Origin of the sequence: Thermogemmata fonticola (assembly GCF_013694095.1) — a bacterium.
GTDB classification, from domain to species: Bacteria; Planctomycetota; Planctomycetia; order Gemmatales; family Gemmataceae; genus Thermogemmata; species Thermogemmata fonticola.
In genome coordinates this window covers 59,554-81,769 of sequence record NZ_JACEFB010000005.1, presented here as the reverse complement: position 1 = coordinate 81,769, position 22,216 = coordinate 59,554, and the positions used below count along the sequence as shown (strand labels likewise).

Below are 22,216 nucleotides of genomic sequence, written 5' to 3'. Positions count from 1 at the left end.
CCCACAAGGCAGGGCGGTCAGCGTGTCTCGATGGCAGCGTCCGGGGTGGGAAAGCGGGGGGAGGCATAGGCTCCCCGTTCGCGGAGTTTCTGCCGCCAACGCAGCTCTTCGTCGCGGGTCTTTTCCACACGTTCGGGAGTACTCATGTCGGCCCATAACTCAGCCACGCTCATGGGAGGATGGTCCTCCTCGGTGTTCGGCGCAGACCGGGCGGCTACTGCGGTCGCCGAAGGTGGTTCCTCGTCTCTCCGGGCGGATAGCGCGGTGGAGGAGAGAGGTGAATCGGGCGCCGCGGCGCTGTCGGGGGAGGAGGCGGGCTGCGCAGGATTCGGGATCGGGGACGGAGCCGGCCGAGGGATAAGCGTCAGAAGCAGGGCGAAGGCAGTGATCGTGGCAGCTCCCAAAGCGGCCCAGAGGAGGGGATGGCCGGGGTAGGCCCGCCGGGAAAGCCAACGCGGGCGGCGTGGGTGGAGCAAACGCTCACAGGCCGCGGCGCGGAAAGAAGCATCCGGTGCGGGTGGGGGACAATGGAGAACGGCGGCGGACAGGCGGACGGCTTCCGCTACAGCTTCGCGGGCTGCGGGATCACTGGCCAATCGCGCCTCGAAGGCGGCCGCTTCGATCGGAGAGAGTTCCCCCGCGGCATAACGCAAGGCCTGATCTCGGAGCGTCGCGTCAGCGGCCATGGCGTTCCTCCCACATCTGCCGGAGTTTCTTCAATCCCGCGTGGAGCCGGGCCAACACGGTGCCTAAGGGACACCCCAAAGACGCGGCGATTTCTCGAAACTTTTTCCCCTCATAGTAGCGGGCGTGCAGCGCCTCTTGTTGCACGACAGGGAGCAGCCGCAGGCTTTGCCGAATCCACACGCTTTCCTCCGCCTGCTCCAACTCAGCTTCGGGCGCAGCCGTGGAGGGGAGATCGACATCCTCAGCCAGTAATGCCGGCCAATTCCGGCGGCGGCGCTTCCACAGCGCGGCTTGCTGATGAGCCACGGTAAAGAGCCAGCCTCGAATCCCCTCAGGCCGGACCCCCTCCAAGGAACGCAGCGCCTGGACGAAGGTCTCCTGAAGAACGTCCTCTGCGGCGTGATGGTCCCGCAATACGCCGTAGAGAAAGCGAAACAGGGGTTCTTCGTAACGGCGGAGCAGCTCTTCCAGGGCCGCTGCCTCGCGCTGGCGGACAAAGCGCTCGACCAGTTCCGCATCCGTGGGGGGTGTCATTCGTCGTCCTCATCCTCGTCGGAATCGTCGTCTTCCTCATCGTCGTCCGGTCCGGCTTCGGCTTCCTCAAAGCCGGCTTTCACCTTGGGGTTGAGCAACATGACAATGCCGTACAAACCGATCAATAACGGCAAGATAGCCGCGATGGAACCGACCATGGCCCAAAGGTAAGAGTTGACTTGCTGCATTTCACTGGCGCCATACAGGATGAGGGCGGCCCAGCCGAAGGTCAGCAAGCCCAAAATCATCGTGAGTACGGCCTCTTCCACCTCTTCATCACTGGGCGGCGCGTCATTGAAGACCAAGGGCCACATTCCGTAGATGAAAATGCCGATCGCTGCGACCAGCGTAATTAGCCCTTGCATGGTCAGCAAGTTGCTGGGAAAGACCAGCATGGCCTGGGCGGGACCGCGGGCGCTTTTCTTGAAACGGTCCTGGATGTCGAACTTCGGCTTGTTTTTCTCGATTTTCGCTAGCTCTTCCTGCGATTCGACGATGACGCCGTAGGCTTTCGGCCGTCCCCCTTCTTCCTCGTCGTCGACAAAAGGCTTAGGCGGAGGGGGCGCCGGGGGGGGATCATCATCCGCCAATTTGAAGACGTCCGGTCCGGGCGGCTTCTCCGCTTTGGCCGCGGCACTCGCGGTCGCAGCGGCGGCCCCGGTTGAGGAAGGGTTCCGAGCAGCGGCCGGTGCAAACACATGACCGCATTTAGGACACTTGATCGACTTACCGGCTGGGACCGCTTGGGCAGTCCGCAGCGTTGTCCGGCAGGACGGACACGTATACGACACAGCCATAAGACCGTTCCATAGAGGACAGAGGTTCGGAAAAACAGATTAAACGCACGAGTATAAAGCCGATTCCATCTTACACCAGTTTCTCATCCTTTGCCAGGGGGAGAGTCTGCCGGCATGAAGCCGCTGCAAGGGCGTGGCCAACCCCTGTCAGGGTAGTCAGGGGTAAACGGAACAGTAGTCAGGGGTCAACGACAGGTTCGCGCCGGGGTATTCCGTCGAGAATCGACTCTTCCCCCCTTGTCGGGGAGCGTCGCTTTGCGGACAATGGCAACGCCCCTGCATGAGCCGGAAGATGAATTCGGCTTGGATACAGGGGACCCGCCGAATTTGCCTTTCCGTATCCGTATGTGTAAGGAGTCCATGCCATGACACGCTGCATGCGCCTGGGGAGTCTGACCGCTGTTGTGACCTTGTGTTGGGGGTTCACCGCCGTGGCGGATGATACGCAACTGAAAGTGAAAGTGGGAGACCCCTTCCCGAACGTGCCGCTGGAAGCAGTGCAGATCGAGAAAGCCGGTATTACGGGCAAGAAGACCCTGTCGATCGCCGACTTGAAAGGGAAGACCGTCGTCATCTTCTTCTATCCGAAGGCGTTGACGAAGGGATGCACGGTGGAATCGTGCGGCTTCCGGGACATCATCGGCGAGTTCCCCAAGGACGTCGTAGTGCTCGGAGCCAGTGCGGATGACCGGCAATTGCAGCAGAAGTTCATCGACACCCACATGCTGCCCTATCCCTTGCTGTGTGACACCAACTTGGAACTGATCAAGCAACTGGGCATTCTCTCCAGCCCGACGGGTAAGACCCCCAAGCGCGTCACCTTCGTCATCGACAAGCAAGGCAAGATCGCCAAAATTTATGACAAGGTGAACGTCAACTCGCACCCCAAGGAGGTGCTGGCGTTTGTCAAGAGTCTGTCCTGAGCCGGGGGAAATGGAATCGGGACGGCCTCCGGGGAAGACCTCCTGCGGCGGTGGGTGACCGTGGGCGGCGGAGGGCGGAGGCAGCCCCCAGCGGCAAGGATTTGGGGAGTGCAGCATGATCTGCCCGGTCTGCCACGGCCAGCACCTGATCCGTGTCAACGGGCAACTGCTGCCCTGTCCCGAATGCGGCGGCTTCGGAGAGTGGAACTGCTGCGAAGGGTTGCAGGAACAGCCGCCTCTGAATCCGGCTACTTGCCCGGTGAATCCTTCCCCTTCCGTTTCTCATCCGCCGCAGCCGGGACCGCCGACCCCTTCCCCTCCCTCGTCGGCTTCCCCCAGACAGGCCAGGGACCCGCCGGCATGAAGCGCTCTATTCGGATCACTCCGTGTTCCGTGTTTGTGGCATGAGGTTGGGAGTGTGTTTTGCTGCCCCTGTGAGGGAAGACTTGGAAATCCTCGGCCGTGGCAGCGCTGGAGTGGGAAATCCCCAGCCGTTTCGACGCGGAAATGGCCAAGCTCTGTCCGATAGCTTCCCGCCTGGCGGAGTCGAAGATCGTCCGGAAGTGCGCCAAATATCAGGCCAGGCTGAGGAGGGGCGGTCCGAAATCGGGCGGTCGGGGCGCGATGGAGTCAACGCGTCGGGACGTTCCAGGATATGGGGACTCCTCAGAAACGCAGGCTGAAACAGAATACCCGGTGAAACAGAACAGCCGGAGCAACACAGGTGCAATCCTGGGACTTTGTCAAGGGGCTTGTTCACCAAAAAGAGGGGAGCATGTTGGTCATGTTCAGAAAGCGAATGGTTTGGGTCGGCGTGGCAGGCGTAGCATGGCTTGCGGGAGCTGTGGCGGGCCTGGGGGCGGAGTGGTATCAGTTTCGGGGTCCGACGGCGGATGGGCAGGCCGGCTCGGCTCGGCTGCCGCTGAATTGGAGCCGCACGGAGAATATCGTCTGGCGCCAGGAGATACCCGGCAAAGGTTGGTCGTCCCCGGTACTGTCCCAAGGACGGATTTACGTGACCACAGCGGTGCCGCAGGGGAACAACGGAGATCATTCGCTGCGTGCCCTGTGCCTGGAAGCCGCGACCGGCAAAGTGCTCTGGGATGTCGAGGTGTTCCATCAGGATGGGGCGACGGCGCCGCGGATTCATCCGAAGAATAGCCATGCGAGTCCGACGCCGGTCGTGGAGAGCGGGGAGGTGTTCGTCCATTTCGGGCACATGGGCACGGCTTGTCTGGACGCTCAGACGGGGCGGTGTTTGTGGCGGCAGCAAAGCCTGCGCTATCAACCGGTGCATGGAAACGGCGGTTCCCCCGTGCTGGTCGGCCGACATTTGATTTTCTGCATCGACGGTGCGGATCAGCAACTGGTCGTAGCCTTGGATCGGCGCGATGGTTCCATCGCTTGGCGCACGCCTCGCAATGCCCGGCCCAAAAAGCCGTTTTCTTTCTGCACGCCCACGCTCATCACCGTCCAGGGACGGCAGCAGCTCATCTGTCCGGGCAGCGACGTGGTCATGGCCTTGGACCCGGCCACGGGTCAAGAAATCTGGCGCGTCCGTTACGAGGGTTACTCCGTGGTTCCCCGGCCGGTGTATGCCCACGGTTTGGTCTTCCTTTCCACCGGGTATGACTCACCGCTGCTCTACGCCATCCGCCCCGATGGACGCCGGGATGTCACCAATACCCATGTGGTTTGGATGAGTAAGAAGGCAGTGCCGCGGAATGCCTCGCCGTTGGTCGTCGGAGATTACTTGTATTTGGCCTCTGATGATGGCCAGGTGACTTGCCTGGAAGCCCGCAATGGGCGGGAGGTCTGGAGCGAACGGGTGGGCCGGGCATTTTCCGCCTCCCCCATACATGCCTCGGGCCGCCTCTACTTTTGTGACGAGGAGGGGGTCACGATCGTCCTGAAGGCGGGGAATACCTTCGAGGAACTGGCACGCAACCGGTTGCCGGAGCGCATTCTGGCCAGCCCGGCGGTCGATGGCGATGCCTTGATTCTCCGGACAGAGAAGGCGATCTATCGCATTGCCGAAACCACGGCTTCCCGACACTAAGCGGAGTGGGAAGAAGGGGCTTCCGCTGCTCGTCTTCACCTGGGAAGGCGAAGCTAGGTTCCACTTGGCAGCAGGAAGCCGAGCCGCGGCAGCGAAGCGAGAACCGATCGCGGTGCCGTTTTTCCCGATCTCCGCAGACTAGTCGTTGAGCGGAACGACGTGCCTGTCGTTACGGACGCAGGCCCGGCGCCAGATCTCGGACGGAATGGTATAGCGCAGGAAACGAACGGAACCATCGGCAAAGGCGGCGTAGAAGCCGTTGGCATGAGCGGAACCGAATACACGGGACCCTTCCAGACGGCCTGGAGCGGAATAGTCCGGAGCAGGCGGCTCGGCGCCCCAGCGATACACGTCCCAGTCATCATTCCAGCCGGTGATGGGATACGGCTCGTTATCGTCCGCCGCATAGCCCAGCATCGCCCGGTTGAGCTGTTTTTCCCCGATTAGCACAGTATGACTGCTGCCGTCGAGAATGTCCGCCACGCGAACGACCCCGTGGCCGGTGCGCGCCACCAGGCCATTGAGACCTAGCGGATGATCCCCGGCGTTGCCTGCATAGTCTATCCGGGCATAGCCATCGTATAACTGCGGCTTGCGGCGCGTCGGGCAGTAGTAGATAGCCACAGCCGTTCCCTTGACTACGTGGCTGTTCGGGTGTTGATAGAGCGTGGACTGCTCGAGGAAGGGCAGGATGGCGTAAGCCCAACTCCAGGAGCGCAAGCGGGCCGCCGGGGTCACGGCTGTAAAATCCGCCGTGGCCGGGAAGCGCGGCGGCACATGGGTGCCCCCCAGAGGGTAATAACCGTGGGCGTCATGATGATGATGGAAACTCAAGGCCATCTGCCGCAAATGATGGGCGCATTGCAACCGGGCCGACGCCTCGCGCACTTTCTGGACCGCGGGCAGAAACAATCCCAGCACCACCGCTGCGATCGCCACGGTGCATAGCACTTCCAGAAGGGTCATCCCCCGGCGGGACCGCCGGACCATGGGAATCTCCCCGTGGAGAGTTACTTCAGGGGCTGCTCCGCTTCCACACGTTCGACCTGGACAGGTGCACGCCATCCAGCCGTTGCTGGGCCTCCGCCTCACAAACGGCCGGATAACCACCCTCAGATCAACAGTGCGAGTCGCTGAACGTGTGGCTCGTGATTATCTAGGCAGCTTTTGCCACGGATGTCAAGCGACAAAATGAGAAAATCCTGAAAATGGTCCCCTCTGACCGCGCCGACCCCCTGGCCTTTTATCACTCCCGAGCGGTGGGTCATTTGGGAATTGTGCCTCACGGCGCAGGAACTGAGGCTGTGCCATTGTTCGGCGGCTTGTGGTACTCCGGCGTGCCAGAGCCATCTTGGCGGAGATGAGCGGGAACGCGGACCGGAGCCACGTCCCAGGCCAGTCCTACCAGTTCCAGGAGGCGGACGAAGGAAAAGGTGAGGTCGATCTCCCACCATTTGTGGCCTTGAGCGCAGGCGCGGGGGGCGGCGTGGTGATTGTTGTGCCAGCCCTCGCCATTGGTCAGCAACGCCACCAGCCAGTTATTGCGGCTCTGATCCGCCGTCGGATAGTTGCGATACCCCCAGCGATGAGCGGCGGAGTTGACCAGCCAGGTGATGTGCCACACATAGACCGTTCGCACCAGCACGCCCCAAACAAACAACTGTAAGGCCAGTTGGATCATTCCCGCCTGGTCCGAAGCCAGCCAGGCCGCCGCGGCCCAACTCAGCCCTCCCAGCATCAGGACATGCAGCAGCCACACGATCAACCAACGATTGCCGCGATGGAGCCAACGCAGGAAACGGTCGCTTAGAAGGTCGGGAACGTAGCGGGCATACACGTCCAAGGAATGCCGCCGCGGATCGTCCGTGTAAATCCAGCCCATATGTCCCCAGAAAAAACTCCGTCTCGGACTGTGCGGGTCCTCGGCGTCGTCGCTGTGTTGATGGTGCAGGCGATGGGTGCACACCCACCACAAGGGAGACCCCTCCAGGCTGCACACTCCAAGCAGGACCCAGAGCCGCTCCAGCGGACGCGGAAAGCGGACGGCCCCATGCGTCAGCATCCGGTGATAGCCCAGGTTGATTCCCAGCGAGCCAAAGATGAAGTTGCCCACCCAAACCAGCAACAAGCCCCACCACACAAACAGATACGGCGTCAACGCTGTCAAAGCGAGCAGATGAATCGTCAGGATCACCACCAGAAACCAGCGCACATACCCGCGGGGGGTTGGTGCCGCTTCTGGAGATAAGGTCATGCTCGCCGCCAGAGAAGGATTCACGATGAGTTTCCTTGTGTTATGCTGAGGCTAAGAGGCCGTCCCGTGCATCAAACTGTGGCAGAATATGGATCGCGGCTAGCTTTGTCCGAGAAAAAATTAAACAGGGGGTGGGATTGTGAGGGTTAGCACGATGGTTTCGGTCAGCTTTGCGAGATGGGGTGAGAGGGATTCGCCGCAAAGAGTCAGAGTGTACAGGGGAAGGGAAGACTGAAAGGACGAGGGCAGGAACGACCCAAGCGAAAGTGGTGCTCTGGCCGGAACTGTCTGATGAGGGGGAAGCATGGAATACACCGCGACGGAATTGATGATTTGCTGCGCAGCTCGCGCATTGGAAGATGGCAAGACGGCCGCGATCGGCACCGGCTTGCCCTGCGCGGCGGCGATGCTGGCCCAGCGCCGGCACGCTCCCCATTTGGTCATCCTGTTCGAGGCGGGAGGGGTGGCACCGCACCTGCCCACCATGCCGGTGAGTGTCGGGGATAGCACCACCATCCACCGGGCTGTTATGGCCACCTCCATGGCGGACGTGATGCAATTCTGCCAGCGGGGACTCATCGACTATACGTTCCTCAGCGGGGCGCAAATCGATCCGTATGGCAATCTTAACTCCACGTATATTGGCGGCACGCACCGCCGCCCCCAGGTCCGCTTGCCGGGCAGCGGGGGAGCCAACGATTTGGCCTCGTTTTGCTGGCGGACTTTGATCATCATCAAGCATGATCGCCGCAAGTTCGTCCCCAAACTGGACTTTCTCACAACTCCGGGTTATCTCACCGGTCCCGGAGCGCGCGAGGCGGCAGGACTCCCTCCCAACACCGGCCCCCACCGGGTCATCACCGATCTGGCTGTTCTCGACTTCCACCCGGACACCAAACGCATGCGCCTGCGGAGCCTCCATCCCGGAGTGACCCTGGAGCAGGTGCAAGCGGCTACCGGCTTTGAGTTGCAAATCCACGAACCGCTTCTGACCACTCCTCCGCCGACCTCCGAAGAATTGGACATCCTGCGCCGCGAAGTGGATCCCCACCGCTATCTCCTCCAGCGGGGCTGATCCTGTACCGGGGCTGAACGACCTTCCCTTTCTCAAAGATCGACGCCGTGCCTCGGGAGTCAAGTAGCGAAATCCTTGGGACGCCCTTTCGGCTGGCAGGATCGTTGCAAGCGTTGCCAATCTTCCGATCGGACTTGTAGGGAGCGAAAAATAGCCGGGCAGGGACGCCCGAACGCCGCCGCAGGGATTATGCTTGTTATGGAACGCTCTGGCCTGCCGAAGTGAGCACCCCGACGGACGACCGCACCCGGCCAGACGAGCCGCCACGGAAGTGAACATTCCCTTGCATGGACCCAAGCGTTACGGGGGGTGCTGTGAATTCCCGATCCCTGACTCATCGGTGGAAAGTTTACGGCCCGCCATCCTTTCAATTGACTCAAGCCGTCCGCCCGGCCCCGCAGGCGATGCTGCAACCGCAGCAAGGGTATCGCCTGGCAGTCTTTCAGGCCGGAACCCTGCGCATGCCAATGCTCTCCGCCGCGGTGTCCGCAGAGCATCTCTTCGAGGTGTTCTTGGAACTAGTTTCCCTCATCGGGGACTGTGGGGATGTTGTTGTGGAATCGACCCACGGCTTGGGGTGGGGGCAGTCCCGTCTCTGGCGGCGGGAGGGAATCGATCAGGTCGTGTTGATCAGCCATCTGTGGGAGTTTGAACAATTGCTGATGCACGATGGCTGCACGGCGATTGCCGTGATCAACCGGCGCCGGCCCGCCGAGTTGCAGCTCGATGAACACAAACTCGTGCATGTTTACTCCCCCCATCTGCGGCCCTTCCAGCGCTGCTTGAGCCGGTGGGGGATTCCCCGCTGCCGCCGCTTGCCGCTGATCTGCGAGGCGGATCATATTCACCACACCCAGCCCCATTTTGCCCAGGAGTTAACCAGCTTCCTTTACCTCCTGGGGGCTGAAGAGGAGCGACAGGCCCGCCGCTGACTGGCTGGAACGAGAACAACCGACATCGCTTCCGCACCCAGGGTCGCTACGCTGGAAAAGGAAAACTCCTCGATGAAGTGGCTTAGGATAGATGGCGCGGGATCGTCGGGAATCGCGGGATGGAGACGGTGCCAACGGTGGCGGAGCAATTGCAGGGAGTGATCGAACGGATCACCTTCCATAATCCGGAGACGGGTTATTGCGTCCTGCGGGTTCAGGTGCGGAACCAGCGGGAATTGATCACCGTCGTGGGTTACAGCCAGCAGGTGGCGGTGGGCGAATATCTGACCGCCATCGGGGAATGGGTTCTGGACCGCAATCATGGCCGCCAATTTCGCGCCTCGGAACTGCGGACCACTCCACCCCACACCATCGAGGGAATCCAGAAATACCTAGCTTCGGGACGCATCAAGGGGATTGGCCCGCAACTGGCCCGGCGCATCGTCGCCCACTTCAAGGAGCGCACCCTGGAGGTGATCGATCAGTCCCCCGCTTTTCTCGCCCAGGTGCCGGGGATCGGACCGAAAATCATTGAACGCATCCGCCAGAGCTGGGTTGAACAGAAAACCGTTCGTCAAATCTTGGTGTTTTTGCACAGTCACGGCATTGGGACGGCCCGCGCTCATCGCATCTACAAAGCCTACGGGGAGCAAGCCATCGAGTTGATCCGCGCCAATCCTTATCGGTTGTGCACGGACATCTGGGGCATCGGCTTTGCCACCGCGGATGCCTTAGCCCTCAAGCTGGGTGTGCCGCCCCATTCGCCGCATCGTGCCGAGGCCGCCGTTCGCCACGTCCTGAACGAGGCCACAAATGACGGCCATGTCGCCCTGCCGGAAGAAGTGGTGCGCGAACGGGCTGTCGCCCTGACACACATTCCCTCCAGTATCATCACCGCGGCCATCAATCAACTCTGCTACCGCGACGAAGTCATCCGGGACAGTCCGGGGCGTATCCGCAGAGCACCGAAAGGAACCGGGGGGTTGTATCAACTTGAGACGGACGAGGAGGCACAGTCTCGGCTTCATGCCTCGGCTTCCCCCTCGACGCGGGAGGCGACAGGCACGCCCTCTTCGGAGGCCGTGGGGTCTTCTCGGCACACGGCCAATGGGCAGGGGGAAGAGAGCGATCCTGGCGGCTGGGACGAGGATTTACCCGATGAGGAGGGGCGCGATGCCACGCTCCTGTTCCTCAAGCCACTTTTCCTGGCGGAACACGGACTGGCCCACAGGTTGGCCGAATTGTTGCGCTCGCCCCATCCCCTGCCGCCGACTGATGTCGCAGCCGCCATCTCCTGGGCAGAGCAGAGCCTGGGATTGCAACTGGCGCCGGGACAGCAGGCCGCTCTGCGGGCCGCCGTGCAGCACAAAGTCCTCATCATCACGGGCGGTCCGGGGACGGGCAAGACCACGCTTGTGAAAGCTCTCCTGCACCTGTTCGCCGCCAAGGGATTGCGCATCCATCTGGCAGCGCCGACGGGTCGCGCAGCTCGGCGCCTCAGTGAAGCCACCGGCCGTGAAGCTCGGACCCTCCATCGCCTGCTAGAGTATGACGCCGCCACCAACTCCTTCCGCCGCCACCGCAATAACCCGCTGGACACCGATCTAGTTGTCGTCGATGAGACCTCGATGGTCGATGTGGTTCTGATGCATCGCCTGGTGCAGGCGGTACCGCCCTGGGCGTGCCTGGTCCTCGTGGGGGATGTGGATCAACTCCCTTCCGTCGGCCCCGGTGCGGTGCTGGCGGATTGCCTCGCGTCCCAGGTGGTTCCCGTCGTGCGCTTGACCGAGGTGCACCGCCAGGCCCAGGGAAGCTGGATCGTGCGGGCGGCCCATGCCGTCTTGCACGGCGAGCTACCGGCTTCCGCACCAAGCAGCGACGGCGATTTCTTCTTCATCGAAGCCACGGACCCACCCGCCATTTTGCAAACCCTCCGGCAACTCCTCGTGGAACGCATCCCCCGTAAATTTGGCTTCGACCCTGTGCAAGACATCCAAGTCTTGACACCCCAGGTCAAAACAGAACTTGGCGCGTTGAACCTCAACCGGGAATTGCAGCAGCTCTTCAATCCACCGGCCCCTGATCGTCCCGAAGTCCGCCGCTATGAGACGATCTATCGGCTGGGGGACAAGGTCATGCAAATCCGCAACAACTATCAGCGCGACGTTTACAACGGCGATATCGGCCGGATTCACGCCATCGATGCCGAAGAGCAAATCGTACTCGTCGATTTCGACGGGCGACTGGTGGACTATGACTTCGCGGACCTGGATGAGTTACAACTGGCCTACGCCTGCACGGTGCACAAAAGCCAGGGGAGCGAGTATCCCGCCGTCGTCATGCCCTTGCATACCCAGCATTACACGATGTTGCAGCGCAACCTGTTGTACACCGCCATCACGCGGGGCCGGCGCCTGGTCGTCCTCGTCGGTTCGCGCAAAGCCCTTTGGCGAGCCGTGATGAACTGCGAAACCACCCAGCGCTGGTCCTTGCTAGCCTATCGCCTGCAACGCCTGCTGCCTCTACAGACATGGGGATGACGGCGGTGGGTTAGGGGTGCTTCCGTGCAGTATGCCTCGCGGATGGGCCTGGGTGGCTTCAGGCGGGCGGTTTGAGGTTGACGGGCGACGTCACTTACTTCCCGCCGAAAATCTCCTTTTCGCTGACGCCTGCCGCTTGGAGCGCCTGCACTTTCAGCAGATGCATCTGAATCACAAACGCCGCACACTTTTTCCAATCAGCACGCCCTAGTAAGCCTATCCCCACAATCGCTCCAACTGCGATTAGAACCCAACCTACGGGGCCAGAGAGTAGGGCGACAAGAGACGAGGCACCGATGTAACCGGCGAAGGGAATAGTAAGTCCAAAGAAGCCGGCCACGGTGTATATGACGACAGACATGGTTGTGTAGAATGCAAATCCTGTGAAATATACGGTGGCTGAAAGGGCGGCGAGTGCGGCGGCACCGGATAATGCGGCTATACCGGCTTTATCCTGGATTTTTCCATTGGGGTCGAGTTGGTTGAGTAATTCTTCTCTTTGTTCCTTACTGAGTCCATCCCATATCTTGACAAACATCTGTTCTAGAATCTCTCGTTCTAGCATGAAGGTTGAATAATTCGCGATCTTCTCCTTGTCGATTTCGAGCTTGCCTGCTACCCATTGCACAATCTCATGATAGTCTATATTGTTCGGATCTTTAAACCAACGTATCAATATATTATTTGATGCATTTAGTAGCTCTTCCTTGATTTTGTAAGAATTAGCATTATACGTTAGATTTGGTTTTTTATTTTCATCAATCAATCCTAGCGATTGTTTGAGTGACAGCAGTGATAATTTTGGCAAACTGTCAAGAAACGTGTTGAAATCCTCAGTCGTCCAATAATCATTGGGTTTGACAAGGGGAGCTATGCCAGCCAAGGCCTTCTTGTATCTGTTATAGTCAGGAAAAAGCGTCATCGTAGCCCATCTTGCCTCGCCTTTGCTGTTGTAAATGACCACATTCCCGTCATTTTGAACGACTAATTTTCTACCTCCAAATCTCCAATTGGCCCAAATATCTTTACCTGCCTTATTGTAAATAACGAAATGGCCATCATCCTGTTGCAGGATGCAATAGCTGCCAGGATGACCACAGCTGCCGCTATCCCATACGGCCTCACGTGCTCCTTCCCAAACCTTGTACAAGACGAGATTGCCATCGTTTTGCATGACGAGTTCAAACTGGCCGTTTTGCGAGACCAGCTTTTGCCCCGGCTGCAAGGACTCTCCCTGCTGGAGGGTATCCTTGGTTTCCTGGGCCCAGGTTAGTGATGGGAGCAGGAACACACAGGCCAAGCTGGACCCCAGCACAACAGACAAGGAACTGGTGCGGTTCATGACAAGCCCTCCGGTTACTAGGAAGTCACAAATCCCATTCCTAGTTCATCACCATTCCAACGCCCCAAGGGGATGGTCAAGGAGCAACCCCCAATCTTTATGGCTTCTGGGGTGGGTATTCGCTTGCGCTGTGAGATTATTTGGAGAAAAGACCGGGATTTTGTTTCATGCTTTCCCCAAGCTTGAGGTCGATTGCGGTTTACTTCTTCTTCCCGAAAATCTTCTTTTCGCTGACGCCTGCCGCTTGGAGCGCCTGCACTTTCAGCAGATGCATCTGAATCACAAACACCGTGCACTTCATCACAAACGCCGCACACTTCTTCCAATTAGCTTGTCCAAAGAACCAACCTAAACCAACACCTATCGCAATCAAAGTCCAGCCTACCGGACCAGAAGGCGAATGACGAGCGCCCAGAAGGCGATTGACTTGTGCCTGGGCAACTATGGAAGTTGGGGAGGTATATTGATCAGCATCGTTTTATGTCTTTACATCCTACGCATTGCTATTGAGGAGGATAGGGAGCGTGGACGGCTTGCGTGGTGCGGGTAGATTATCTCTCCTGAAAGTGTTGAGCCGGGGGGTGAGAGCGTGGTCTACGCACGATGCTATTCCAGCTTGTTCTTTGCGCTATGCCATCCCGGCTGAGGGCAGGCGAGGTGGACTATTATGGCTTTTGCGAAGGTTGAGACGGCGGTGGATTTTCCGGCCCTGGAACGTGCCATATTGCAATTCTGGGACGAACGGCAGATTTTTGCCAAGCGCAAGGCGCTCAATGCCGGCAAGCCCCGCTGGAGTTTTCTGGACGGCCCGATCACGGCGAACAATCCGATGGGGGTGCATCATGCCTGGGGTCGGACTTACAAGGACGTGTATCATCGCTTCTTTGCCATGACCGGCCACGAGATGCGCTATCAGAACGGTTTCGACTGCCAGGGCTTGTGGGTGGAGGTGGAGGTCGAGAAAGAGCTGGGTTTGAAGAGCAAACGCGATATTGAAAACCTGGTGCCGGGGGACGTGGAGGCCAGCATTGACCTGTTTGTGCGTCACTGCAAGGCCCGGGTGGACAAGTACGCCCGGATTCAGACGGAGCAGAGTATCCGCTTGGGCTACTGGATGGACTGGGACCGCACGGATGAGGATTGGGCGAAAAGCCCGGATGAGCGGAAGTCGTATTTCACGATGTCGGAGGAGAATAACTACACGATCTGGGCGTTTCTCAAGAAGTGCCATCAGCAAGGGTTGATTTATCGGGGTTACGACGTGATGCCCTGGTGCGGGCGCTGCGGGGTGGGCATCTCCGAAATGGAGATGAAGGAAGGGTACAAGCTGGTCGAGCACAAGGCGTGTTTCGTGCGTTTCCCGCTCTTGGGCCGGGATAAGGAGTATCTGCTGGTCTGGACGACGACGCCGTGGACACTCACGAGTAATGTCGGGGCAGCGGTGAATCCGGACCTGACTTATGTGCGGGTGCGGGTGCGGGATGAGATTTACTACGTGGCGGAGGGTGCTTTGCGCCTGGATCGGATGGCGAGCTTGGGGGAGAGCCGCACGGGTGAGGGGGAGGAGGAAGAGGAAGGTACGACCCAACGGGGTCGACGGGCCTGGCTGCCGGGGGTTCCGCCGCTGCGCCGCATCGAGCAATACTTCGTCGATAAGGGGGGGGCGGAGGGCTACGAGGTGGTCGGTGCGGTCCGCGGGGCGGACATGCTCGGTTGGCGCTACGCCGGTCCCTTTGACGATCTACCCGCTCAGCAGCACCTCTACGGCTATCCCGAAGAGGTGGCCCGTGTCACCCGCCAGGCGGGTCACTGGCCGGCGGTGAGTGCGGCGGAGGCGCACCGGGTCATCTCCGGCGGTGATGCGGTCACGGCGGAGGAAGGGACCGGCATTGTCCACACAGCGCCGGGTTGCGGCGGGATCGACTACATCTGGGGTAAAGAGAATGGCCTGCCGCCCATCGCCCCGCTGGCTGATGATGGCACCTTCCTGGAAGGATTCGGCGTTTTCACCGGCCGTTCGGCCTCGGACCCGGCGACCGCGGAGCTGGTATTTGCCGAGCTAAAACGCAAGGGCCTGCTCTTCGCCGTGGAGCGTTATGTCCACCGTTATCCCCACTGCTGGCGGTGCAAGACCGAGTTGCTCTACCGCTTGGTGGATGAATGGTTCATCCACATGGGGCCGAAGCACAGCCAGGAAGGGTTCCGCGGGAAAATCATGGAGGTGGTTCAGCGTCCGGAGGTCCGTTTCCTGCCGCCGGAGATCAATGGCAAGGCGAGGGAACTCGACTGGCTCCGCAACATGGGGGACTGGATGATCTCCAAGAAGCGCTACTGGGGTCTGGCCTTGCCGATCTGGGTGGATGAGGAGGACCCGACGCAATTTGAGGTCATCGGCAGCAAAGAGGAATTGCAGGAGCGGGCCATTGAGGGTTGGGAGCAGTTCGCCGGTCATACTCCGCACCGGCCGTGGATCGACAAGGTCAAGATTCGCAATCCGCGCACAGGGCGGCGCATGCACCGGATTGCTGATGTCGGCAATCCCTGGCTGGATGCCGGCATCGTGGCCTTCTCAACGCTTCGCTGGAATACGGACCGATCCTACTGGCGGCAGTGGTATCCCGCCGATTTCATCACCGAGAGCTTCCCCGGCCAGTTTCGCAACTGGTTTTACGCCCTGCTGGCGATGAGCACGATGATGAGCGACGGGGAGCCGCCGTTCCGCACCTTGCTGGGTCACGGCCTGGTCCGCGATCAGTATGGCCAGGAGATGCACAAGAGCGCGGGCAACGCCATCGAGTTCATCGCCGCGGCGGATACCGGCGGCGTCATCCGCGATCCCAAAGGCAAAGAGATTCCCTTCCGTCCGATGGGAGCGGATGTGATGCGCTGGATGTACGTGCGGCACAATCCGGCCAGCAATTTGAACTTTGGTCCGGCCCCGGCGGACGAGGTCCGTTCCAAAGTCTTCTTCAAGCTCTGGAACACCTACGCCATGTTCTGCAACTATGCCATCGGGGATGGATATGATCCGCAGACCGTGCCGCCAATTCCGCCGGCCGAACGGCCGGATGTGGATCGCTGGCTGCTCTCCAACTTGCAATTGCTGATTCGCACGGCCCGGCAGGCTTACAGCGACTACAACGTGATGGCCTTTGCGCTGGAGTGCGAGAAATTCATCGAAGGGGACCTGTCGAACTGGTATGTCCGCCGGAATAAGGACCGCTTGCACAGCCGCCATGCTGATCTGGATGAGGTCGGACGCCGGGACAAATGGGCGGCCTATCACACGTTGTACACCACTTTGCGCACCCTCTGCCAGCTCATGGCGCCGTGCGTGCCCTTTGTCACCGAGGCGATGTGGCAGAATCTGCGCCGCCCCGCGGACCCGGAAAGCGTGCATCTGTGCGATTTCCCCGAAGTCGATGAGTCGCTCATCGATCAGCAACTGTCCGCCGATATGGCCGTGGTCCAGCGGATTGTGACGTTGGGACTGGCGGCGCGCCAAATGGCCCGGATCAATGTGCGCCAGCCGTTGCGGACGCTGCTTCTCGCCCCGGCTTCTGCCCAGGAACGCCGCGCCATCACACGCTTCCAGGACCTGATTCTGGACGAACTCAACGTCAAAAATCTCACCTTCCACGAGCAGCCCACCCCCTTGCTGACAGTCCGCTGGCATCTGAACAAGAAGACTGCTGCCCCCAAGCTGGCGGCCCTCCTGGCTCAGGCGGAACAGGAACTGGCTCACTACCAGGGCGAACAACCGCCGGCGGCCCTGGCAGGAGTCGAGTTGTCGCCGGCAGACTTCACCCCGGAGTATCTCGCTCCGGAAGGATATGTCGGCACGGCGGAGCGCGGCACCCAACTGGCCCTGGACACGAGGATCACAGAGGAGCTGCGCCGCGAGGGATTGGCCCGGTTGATCATCCGCCACATTCAAGAGGCGCGCAAAAAGGCCGGTCTGGACTTGCTCGATAAAATTGCCCTTTACGTGCATTCCCCGACGCCGGAATTGGCGCAGACCCTGACCAGCCATCGCCAGGCCATCGCTACTGCGGTGCAAGCCTTGCACTGGTGCGATCAGCCGCTGGATCGCCAGAGCGATACCTACCGGGAAACCATCACGCTTTCGGAGGGCACCCTCCAGGTCGAGTTGCGCAAGGTGTGAGTGGGTCCGTTGCGCGAGATGATCCGGGCGTTGGGTTTCCAGATTGGGTTTGCAACGCAGAACGCTAGCAAGCCTGGGAAGCAGGCGGTGCATCCATCGCTGCGCTGCCCAGCCTGGGCGGGTTTCCTAGGATGTCCGCATGAGCAAGCATGCTGAGGTGTTTTCCTCTCAGGAACTGGATCGATTGCTGGAAGTGGCTGTGGCTGCGGCTTCTCAAGCCGCCCAGGAACTGGAACGCTGGCGATCCGCGTTTGCCGTGCGGGAGAAAGGCCGGGCCGATCTGGTCACCGATGCCGATCATGCGGCCCAGGAAGCGATCCGGCGCACCATCCAGGCCGCGTTTCCGCACCATCGGTTCCTGGGCGAAGAGGATGCCGTGGGGTGGACGCCGGAGCAAACCCGACCGGCCGACGATGCACCGCCGACGTGGATCGTCGATCCGCTGGATGGCACGTCGAATTACGTCCATGATGTCCCGGCCTATTGCGTTTCCATCGGCTTGTGGTTCGCCGGCCAGGCATGGCTGGGTGTCATTCACGATCCGCGGTTGCAGGAGGTTTTCACCGCGGTGCGCGGGCGGGGAGCTTTTCTCAATGGCCGGCCCATCCACGTGAGTTCCACGCCGCTGTTACGCGACAGTCTTCTTTCCACAGGCTTTCCGGCGGATCATCGTCGGCAGTTGCGGAACCTCGCGGCCTGGCAGTACCTTTCCGCCCATGCTCAGACTCTGCGCCGTACTGGCTCGACGGCGCTCAACCTGGCCTACGTCGCGGCCGGCCGGCATGACGGCTACTGGGCGTTCGACAATTACGCCTGGGATGTTCTGGCCGGGGCCGTCCTGGTCCAGGAGGCGGGAGGAATAGTTACGACTGTGACGGGCCAGGCGTTTGACCCTTTTCGGCCGGACATTGTGGCGACCAACGGCCGCATTCACGCCGAGTTGCTCCGCTGCCTGGCGGACGTCCCCTACCCCCAGCAGTCCGATCCCGCCGCCTGAAACATTCTCTGGTGCGAAGGGTCTTCTTCCCCCCTTGGCGCGATCGCTTCCTATCTCTCGCTCTCGCCTCCCCCCTATCTTCTGTTCGTTCCTGCGGCGAGCGGCACTGATACCTGGCCGCAGTTGCCGTCTTGGCGACGGTTCATTTGGGGGGATTGATCTCTCGATTGACTTTCGCGGGAATTCATCGCTGGGGTTCAGACTCCCGACTGGTCGGGGCGCTGCGGTGGAAAGCGGCTTCCGCCGCGGCAAACTGCTCTTGGTACACTCGCCGGAGGATTGCGGCATCTGGGACGTGACCGGCGGCGACTGTCTCGAAATAGTAGCAAAGCGCCCGGCCTAAGGCATAAGTCGAAGCGAAGGCCACTGCCCCCCCTACGGCTGAACCGACCACCGGGATCAGCTTCGCCAGTTGCCGGGTCAGTTGCCGGGTGACGAGGCTTACTCCCAGGATAGCCGCCAACTCGCGATAATTGTCGAAGCGCAGCGATTGGCCGTAGATTCCCGCGAGATGCCGGGCCATGCGCACGTGCAAGCCGAGCAGCAGCGGCAAGTCTGCCAGCGGAATAGGCAGGGTGCCGATCGTTCCCGCCAGCATGCTGTAACCGATGACCACGGGCAATGCCTGCTGGAGATGTAAATCTTTCAACTCGGCCAGGAGCGATTCGAGTTGCAGCAGCGTCTGGCGGTAGGTGTGCGGCAACACGTGGGCCAATGCCTTTTTGAGAGCTTCCCCGCCGTAGTCGGGCACGGGGTAGCCGTCTTCCGGCCGGGTCAAGTCCAGGGGTACGAAAAGATCGTACAACCCGGTGAATTGCTGAATCTGTCTATCGAGCTGGAGGCGCAGGGGGCCGGGGACTTCGGCGGGCCACTCCCACTGCTCCGAGGCTGCCACCGGGCGAAACGGATAGGGTTGCGGCAACGGCGTGGTGATGTCCGCTTCATGCAGGCAGGTCAAGCAAAGCACAATGGGACGGTCCGGCCTTTCCCTGCGGAGAGATTCCAGCAGGCCACGGAGGGTGGCTTGCGCGGGGTCCGTGACTTTGACTGTCGCAATCACGCAGTGGGCTTGGGCCGAGCAGGCTGCGATGTCTGGGCGGGGATCGTATCCCGGTTCATCCAGGCCGCGCGTATCCAGAAATGCCAGGAGGGGGGCCTCAACGGTTGGGAAATCATAACGGTGGGTGGAGCGAGTCGTGGGGCGAAAGCCTGCTCCGATGATCGCATCGCTCGCACCTGTCAGGTAACGAATGATTGACGTCTTGCCGGACTGCGTTTTCCCCACGAGCCAGAAGACGGGCACCGGAAGCCGATCCCGCCAGGTGGAGAGCCGAGCTTCCCATTCCGCCGGGCGCGTGCCTTCCCCCTGCAAGATTTGCCGGACCACTTCGCGCGCTTTAGCAACGGCTGCGATCCCGCGGCTCCAGGACTTCCACCATTGGCTCATGCGTGATCTCCGGCGCACGCCGCGCTGGAAGCGGGCCACTCCCAGGTCTTGAACAGGCAGTCCGTTTGCCTTCGCCCCCGCGGGGATTCGCCACTTTCCGCCTCGTCTCCGCTCTCTTCTTCCTGCGAATCCCGCTCAGTTACCCTCCATTTTATTGGATGGGGATGCAAGGGATTCTCTCCGGGCTATTCTCTCTCCGATTCACGGTGTACCTGCACGGTGTACCTGGCTGCTCGGCGTGGGATTGGACTTCCCAACGGGGGAGGTTGTGGTTATAGACGCTACCTCCAGATAAGGACTAATGTGGGCCGGGGGAGTGGCTGCCATGCGGGGGCCGGATATGCGGGGGCCGGATGGCGCGGTGCTGGTGTGGGAGGAGGTCAGCATACGTTACGGCTCCTGCCGGGTGGTGGATGGAGTCAGTTTAGCGGTTCACAGCGGGGAACTTGTGGCGTTGACAGGTCCGAACGGTTCGGGCAAGAGCACATTATTGAGTGTTGCTGCGGGAGTGCGTGAAGCGGACGCCGGGCGGGTGCTAGTCCGCGGTCTGGAGCGGAAGGCGGACCCGGTTGCCTATGCCCGCCAGGTAGGCTGGTCGCCGCAGCAGTGCGGGTTGTACGACGAGCTGACCGTTGAGGAAAACCTGCGTTTTTTTGGGCGCTTGCAGGGATTGGGTGGCAACCGCTTGCACCAGAATCTGCAACGTGTGATGGGCCAATTGGGTTTGGGGAGTCGGCGCCGCCAACGCGTGGGGACGCTCTCCGGCGGCTGGAAGCAGCGGGTCAACATCGCAGCGGCTTTGGTACACAACCCTTCCGTCCTCTTACTGGATGAGCCAACGTCGGGTCTGGATGCGGAAAGCCGGGAACGCCTGCTAGCCGACATCAGCCGCTTGCGAGATGAGGGATGCGCCGTGGTCCTGGCGACCCATCAGGGGGACGAAGTGGCCGCCGTCGCGGATCGTGTGGCTCAGCTTCACAAGGGGCGCCTGGGGGAATCGGCCAGGGATCCGTCCCGCCAGCCTTCGATTTCCCCACCGCTACTGCTGTACGGACAACTTCGGCACCCTCCGCCCCGCTTCCTCCTGCGTCTGGTCCGCCAACGCCTGCCCCATGGCGTCGAGTTGGAATTGATCGGCCGCCGGCTCCGCTTGCGTGCCGAAACGGCAGAATCGTTGGGCTACGCTCTGGCCGAACTGCTCCGGGAAGGGGTGGCCTTTGAAAGTTACCGCACAGTGGCCAGCTCGGCCGCGAGGCTAGCATGAGGATCGGCAATTGGCAAATCCTGTTCGCCTTGATGGTTAAAGACTGGCTGCTATTTTGGTCAGATCGGCGAGCATTTCTCTTCAGTTTTTTGGTTCCGATAATTTTAGCATCAGCTTTTGGCTATATATTTGAGCGTCCTGCATCTGGCTCGGCATCTGGACCCCGCCTGCCGGTGTGTCTGGTTGTCGAAGACTCGGGGCCGTTTACAGAGGCCCTGGTGCGCGAGTTGCTGGCTTCCCCCCGCTTGCAGGCGCAGCCAGTGGATCGCGCGGCAGCGGAGTCGGCCCTGCGGCACCAGCGAGTTCCCGTGGCGATCGTCATTCCCGAAGGATTTGCCCAGACTGCGGCACGCCTCGGCACTCTTCAGGAGGCCTCGAAGGGAGGCCTCCTGCCGCAGATCGTGCTGCTCCATGACGCCTCGCGGCATGCGGAGGTGGAATGGGCCAGCGGCATCGTGGCCGAGATCGTCATGAAACAGCTCTGTGCTCACCACCTGAGCCGTTGGCTGCCCGCCGATTGGCAATCCTGGAGTATGCCTTTCCAGGTGGTGCCCGTCCCTGTCTCGCGCCATCCCGGCCGTCGTTTCAACACCTACACGCATAGTTTCTGCGGGATGACTCTCCAGTATTTGCTGTTTTGGGGTATGGAGAGCGGCCTGCTCTTTTTGCGGGAACGGAGAAGCGAGACTTGGCGGCGGATGCGGGCGATGGCTGCTCCGCTCAGGACGCTGCTGGCGGCCAAAGCGCTGACCACGGCGGGGGTGGGCTGCTTGCAGGTGCTCGCCACCTTCACGTTCGGCTGGCTCGCCTTCGGAGTGGCGATTGAAGGTTCATTGGGAGGATTTGTACTCTTGAGTCTGGCGGTGTGCCTTCTGGCCGCCGCGGTCGGATTACTGGTCGCGGCCTGGGGAAACGCCGAAGCGCACGCCCGCAACATCAGCATTGTGGTGATCCTCGGTGTTTCGATGCTCGGCGGACTATGGCTGCCAGCCTTCCTTTTGCCGGAATGGGTACGCGAGCTGGCGCTGGCTCTGCCGACAGCATGGGCGATGCAGGGGTTCTCGGCGGTCACCTGGCAGGGGGCCTCCTTCCTGGCGGTGCTCCCGTGCATCCTCGCTGTGTTGGCGTTTGCCCTCCTCCTGCTCGCATTAGCGGTCGGGCGGCTGCATGTCCTCGAAAAACGTGCCGGTTAGAACATGG

At 60.9% G+C, this 22,216-nt stretch carries 17 protein-coding genes; 10 read left to right on the top strand and 7 right to left on the bottom strand.

Annotated features, from left to right (window positions below; genetic code table 11):
* Nucleotides 1-17: 17 nt before the first annotated feature.
* The 3 genes from H0921_RS08905 to H0921_RS08895 are packed head-to-tail and all read right to left on the bottom strand — an operon-like array spanning nt 18 to nt 2,018.
* Nucleotides 18-686, bottom strand: coding sequence for an anti-sigma factor (locus H0921_RS08905; RefSeq protein WP_194537716.1), 669 nt, complete (start codon nt 684-686; stop codon nt 18-20).
* Complete coding sequence (locus H0921_RS08900; protein WP_194537715.1) at nt 676-1,221, bottom strand: RNA polymerase sigma factor; 546 nt, start codon at nt 1,219-1,221, stop codon at nt 676-678. Before H0921_RS08900 ends, H0921_RS08905 begins: the two co-directional genes overlap by 11 nt.
* A complete protein-coding gene (locus H0921_RS08895) occupies nt 1,218-2,018 on the bottom strand; it encodes an MJ0042-type zinc finger domain-containing protein (protein WP_194537714.1) in 801 nt (266 codons plus the stop codon). The genes H0921_RS08900 and H0921_RS08895 overlap by 4 nt, the downstream gene beginning before the upstream one ends.
* 365 nt (nt 2,019-2,383) lie before the next feature.
* Here H0921_RS08895 and H0921_RS08890 point away from each other — a divergent pair, with 365 nt between their 5' ends.
* The 3 genes from H0921_RS08890 to H0921_RS08880 all read left to right on the top strand — a co-directional run bounded on the left by H0921_RS08890 (nt 2,384) and on the right by H0921_RS08880 (nt 5,000).
* A complete protein-coding gene (locus H0921_RS08890; protein ID WP_228499284.1) occupies nt 2,384-2,941 on the top strand; it encodes a peroxiredoxin in 558 nt (185 codons plus the stop codon).
* Between the two features lie 115 nt (nt 2,942-3,056).
* The gene (locus H0921_RS08885) at nt 3,057-3,305 is read left to right on the top strand and encodes a hypothetical protein (protein WP_194537713.1); all 249 of its coding nucleotides are present in this window, start codon (nt 3,057-3,059) and stop codon (nt 3,303-3,305) included.
* A 420-nt stretch (nt 3,306-3,725) separates the two neighbouring features.
* Nucleotides 3,726-5,000, top strand: a complete 1,275-nt coding sequence (locus tag H0921_RS08880; RefSeq protein WP_228499282.1) for a PQQ-binding-like beta-propeller repeat protein — start codon at nt 3,726-3,728, stop codon at nt 4,998-5,000.
* A gap of 138 nt (nt 5,001-5,138) precedes the next feature.
* On the opposite strand, the gene H0921_RS08875 is transcribed toward H0921_RS08880, so the two are convergent.
* Both H0921_RS08875 and H0921_RS08870 read right to left on the bottom strand, forming a co-directional pair.
* Nucleotides 5,139-5,990, bottom strand: coding sequence for a DUF1559 family PulG-like putative transporter (locus tag H0921_RS08875; protein ID WP_194537712.1), 852 nt, complete (start codon nt 5,988-5,990; stop codon nt 5,139-5,141).
* Between the two features lie 292 nt (nt 5,991-6,282).
* Nucleotides 6,283-7,278 (bottom strand): acyl-CoA desaturase, encoded by a 996-nt coding sequence (locus tag H0921_RS08870; RefSeq protein ID WP_315851868.1) that lies wholly within the window; start codon nt 7,276-7,278, stop codon nt 6,283-6,285.
* Between the two features lie 280 nt (nt 7,279-7,558).
* On the opposite strand from H0921_RS08870, the gene H0921_RS08865 reads away from it, so the two are divergent.
* From H0921_RS08865 to recD2, 3 genes are all read left to right on the top strand, one after another.
* Nucleotides 7,559-8,329 carry a CoA-transferase subunit beta gene (locus tag H0921_RS08865; protein ID WP_194537711.1) on the top strand — a complete coding sequence of 257 codons (771 nt, stop codon included), beginning with the start codon at nt 7,559-7,561 and terminating at the stop codon, nt 8,327-8,329.
* Nucleotides 8,330-8,643: 314 nt separating this feature from the next.
* Nucleotides 8,644-9,261: a hypothetical protein gene (locus H0921_RS08860; protein ID WP_194537710.1), complete on the top strand. Its 618-nt coding sequence runs from the start codon at nt 8,644-8,646 to the stop codon at nt 9,259-9,261.
* A 119-nt stretch (nt 9,262-9,380) separates the two neighbouring features.
* Nucleotides 9,381-11,801, top strand: coding sequence for an SF1B family DNA helicase RecD2 (gene recD2, locus H0921_RS08855; protein WP_228499280.1), 2,421 nt, complete (start codon nt 9,381-9,383; stop codon nt 11,799-11,801).
* A gap of 94 nt (nt 11,802-11,895) precedes the next feature.
* Here the strand turns inward: recD2 and H0921_RS08850 are convergent, their stop codons facing one another.
* The gene (locus H0921_RS08850) at nt 11,896-13,143 is read right to left on the bottom strand and encodes a hypothetical protein (RefSeq protein WP_194537709.1); all 1,248 of its coding nucleotides are present in this window, start codon (nt 13,141-13,143) and stop codon (nt 11,896-11,898) included.
* Nucleotides 13,144-13,810: 667 nt separating this feature from the next.
* On the opposite strand from H0921_RS08850, the gene H0921_RS08845 reads away from it, so the two are divergent.
* Together H0921_RS08845 and H0921_RS08840 are read left to right on the top strand one after the other, a co-directional pair.
* Complete coding sequence (locus H0921_RS08845; protein ID WP_194537708.1) at nt 13,811-17,308, top strand: isoleucine--tRNA ligase; 3,498 nt, start codon at nt 13,811-13,813, stop codon at nt 17,306-17,308.
* 139 nt (nt 17,309-17,447) lie between these two features.
* Nucleotides 17,448-18,305 (top strand): inositol monophosphatase family protein, encoded by an 858-nt coding sequence (locus H0921_RS08840; RefSeq protein ID WP_194537707.1) that lies wholly within the window; start codon nt 17,448-17,450, stop codon nt 18,303-18,305.
* 184 nt (nt 18,306-18,489) lie between these two features.
* Here H0921_RS08840 and H0921_RS08835 read toward each other — a convergent pair whose 3' ends face one another.
* Nucleotides 18,490-19,752, bottom strand: a complete 1,263-nt coding sequence (locus H0921_RS08835; RefSeq protein ID WP_194537706.1) for a GTPase family protein — start codon at nt 19,750-19,752, stop codon at nt 18,490-18,492.
* A gap of 325 nt (nt 19,753-20,077) precedes the next feature.
* Here H0921_RS08835 and H0921_RS08830 point away from each other — a divergent pair, with 325 nt between their 5' ends.
* Together H0921_RS08830 and H0921_RS08825 are read left to right on the top strand one after the other, a co-directional pair.
* Nucleotides 20,078-21,016, top strand: coding sequence for an ABC transporter ATP-binding protein (locus tag H0921_RS08830; RefSeq protein WP_194537705.1), 939 nt, complete (start codon nt 20,078-20,080; stop codon nt 21,014-21,016).
* Nucleotides 21,013-22,209, top strand: a complete 1,197-nt coding sequence (locus H0921_RS08825; protein ID WP_194537704.1) for an ABC transporter permease — start codon at nt 21,013-21,015, stop codon at nt 22,207-22,209. The genes H0921_RS08830 and H0921_RS08825 overlap by 4 nt, the downstream gene beginning before the upstream one ends.
* Nucleotides 22,210-22,216 lie beyond the last annotated feature (7 nt).

What these genes read in the sequence shown, in the direction of transcription:
- H0921_RS08905 (WP_194537716.1), bottom strand. Translation starts at nt 686, where the DNA reads ATGGCCGCTGACGCGACGCTCCGAGATCAGGCCTTGCGTTATGCCGCG.
- H0921_RS08900 (WP_194537715.1), bottom strand. Translation starts at nt 1,221, where the DNA reads ATGACACCCCCCACGGATGCGGAACTGGTCGAGCGCTTTGTCCGCCAG.
- H0921_RS08895 (WP_194537714.1), bottom strand. Translation starts at nt 2,018, where the DNA reads ATGGCTGTGTCGTATACGTGTCCGTCCTGCCGGACAACGCTGCGGACT.
- H0921_RS08890 (WP_228499284.1), top strand. Translation starts at nt 2,384, where the DNA reads ATGACACGCTGCATGCGCCTGGGGAGTCTGACCGCTGTTGTGACCTTG.
- H0921_RS08885 (WP_194537713.1), top strand. Translation starts at nt 3,057, where the DNA reads ATGATCTGCCCGGTCTGCCACGGCCAGCACCTGATCCGTGTCAACGGG.
- H0921_RS08880 (WP_228499282.1), top strand. Translation starts at nt 3,726, where the DNA reads ATGTTCAGAAAGCGAATGGTTTGGGTCGGCGTGGCAGGCGTAGCATGG.
- H0921_RS08875 (WP_194537712.1), bottom strand. Translation starts at nt 5,990, where the DNA reads ATGGTCCGGCGGTCCCGCCGGGGGATGACCCTTCTGGAAGTGCTATGC.
- H0921_RS08865 (WP_194537711.1), top strand. Translation starts at nt 7,559, where the DNA reads ATGGAATACACCGCGACGGAATTGATGATTTGCTGCGCAGCTCGCGCA.
- recD2 (WP_228499280.1), top strand. Translation starts at nt 9,381, where the DNA reads ATGGAGACGGTGCCAACGGTGGCGGAGCAATTGCAGGGAGTGATCGAA.
- H0921_RS08850 (WP_194537709.1), bottom strand. Translation starts at nt 13,143, where the DNA reads ATGAACCGCACCAGTTCCTTGTCTGTTGTGCTGGGGTCCAGCTTGGCC.
- H0921_RS08845 (WP_194537708.1), top strand. Translation starts at nt 13,811, where the DNA reads ATGGCTTTTGCGAAGGTTGAGACGGCGGTGGATTTTCCGGCCCTGGAA.
- H0921_RS08840 (WP_194537707.1), top strand. Translation starts at nt 17,448, where the DNA reads ATGAGCAAGCATGCTGAGGTGTTTTCCTCTCAGGAACTGGATCGATTG.
- H0921_RS08835 (WP_194537706.1), bottom strand. Translation starts at nt 19,752, where the DNA reads ATGAGCCAATGGTGGAAGTCCTGGAGCCGCGGGATCGCAGCCGTTGCT.
- H0921_RS08830 (WP_194537705.1), top strand. Translation starts at nt 20,078, where the DNA reads ATGCGGGGGCCGGATATGCGGGGGCCGGATGGCGCGGTGCTGGTGTGG.
- H0921_RS08825 (WP_194537704.1), top strand. Translation starts at nt 21,013, where the DNA reads ATGAGGATCGGCAATTGGCAAATCCTGTTCGCCTTGATGGTTAAAGAC.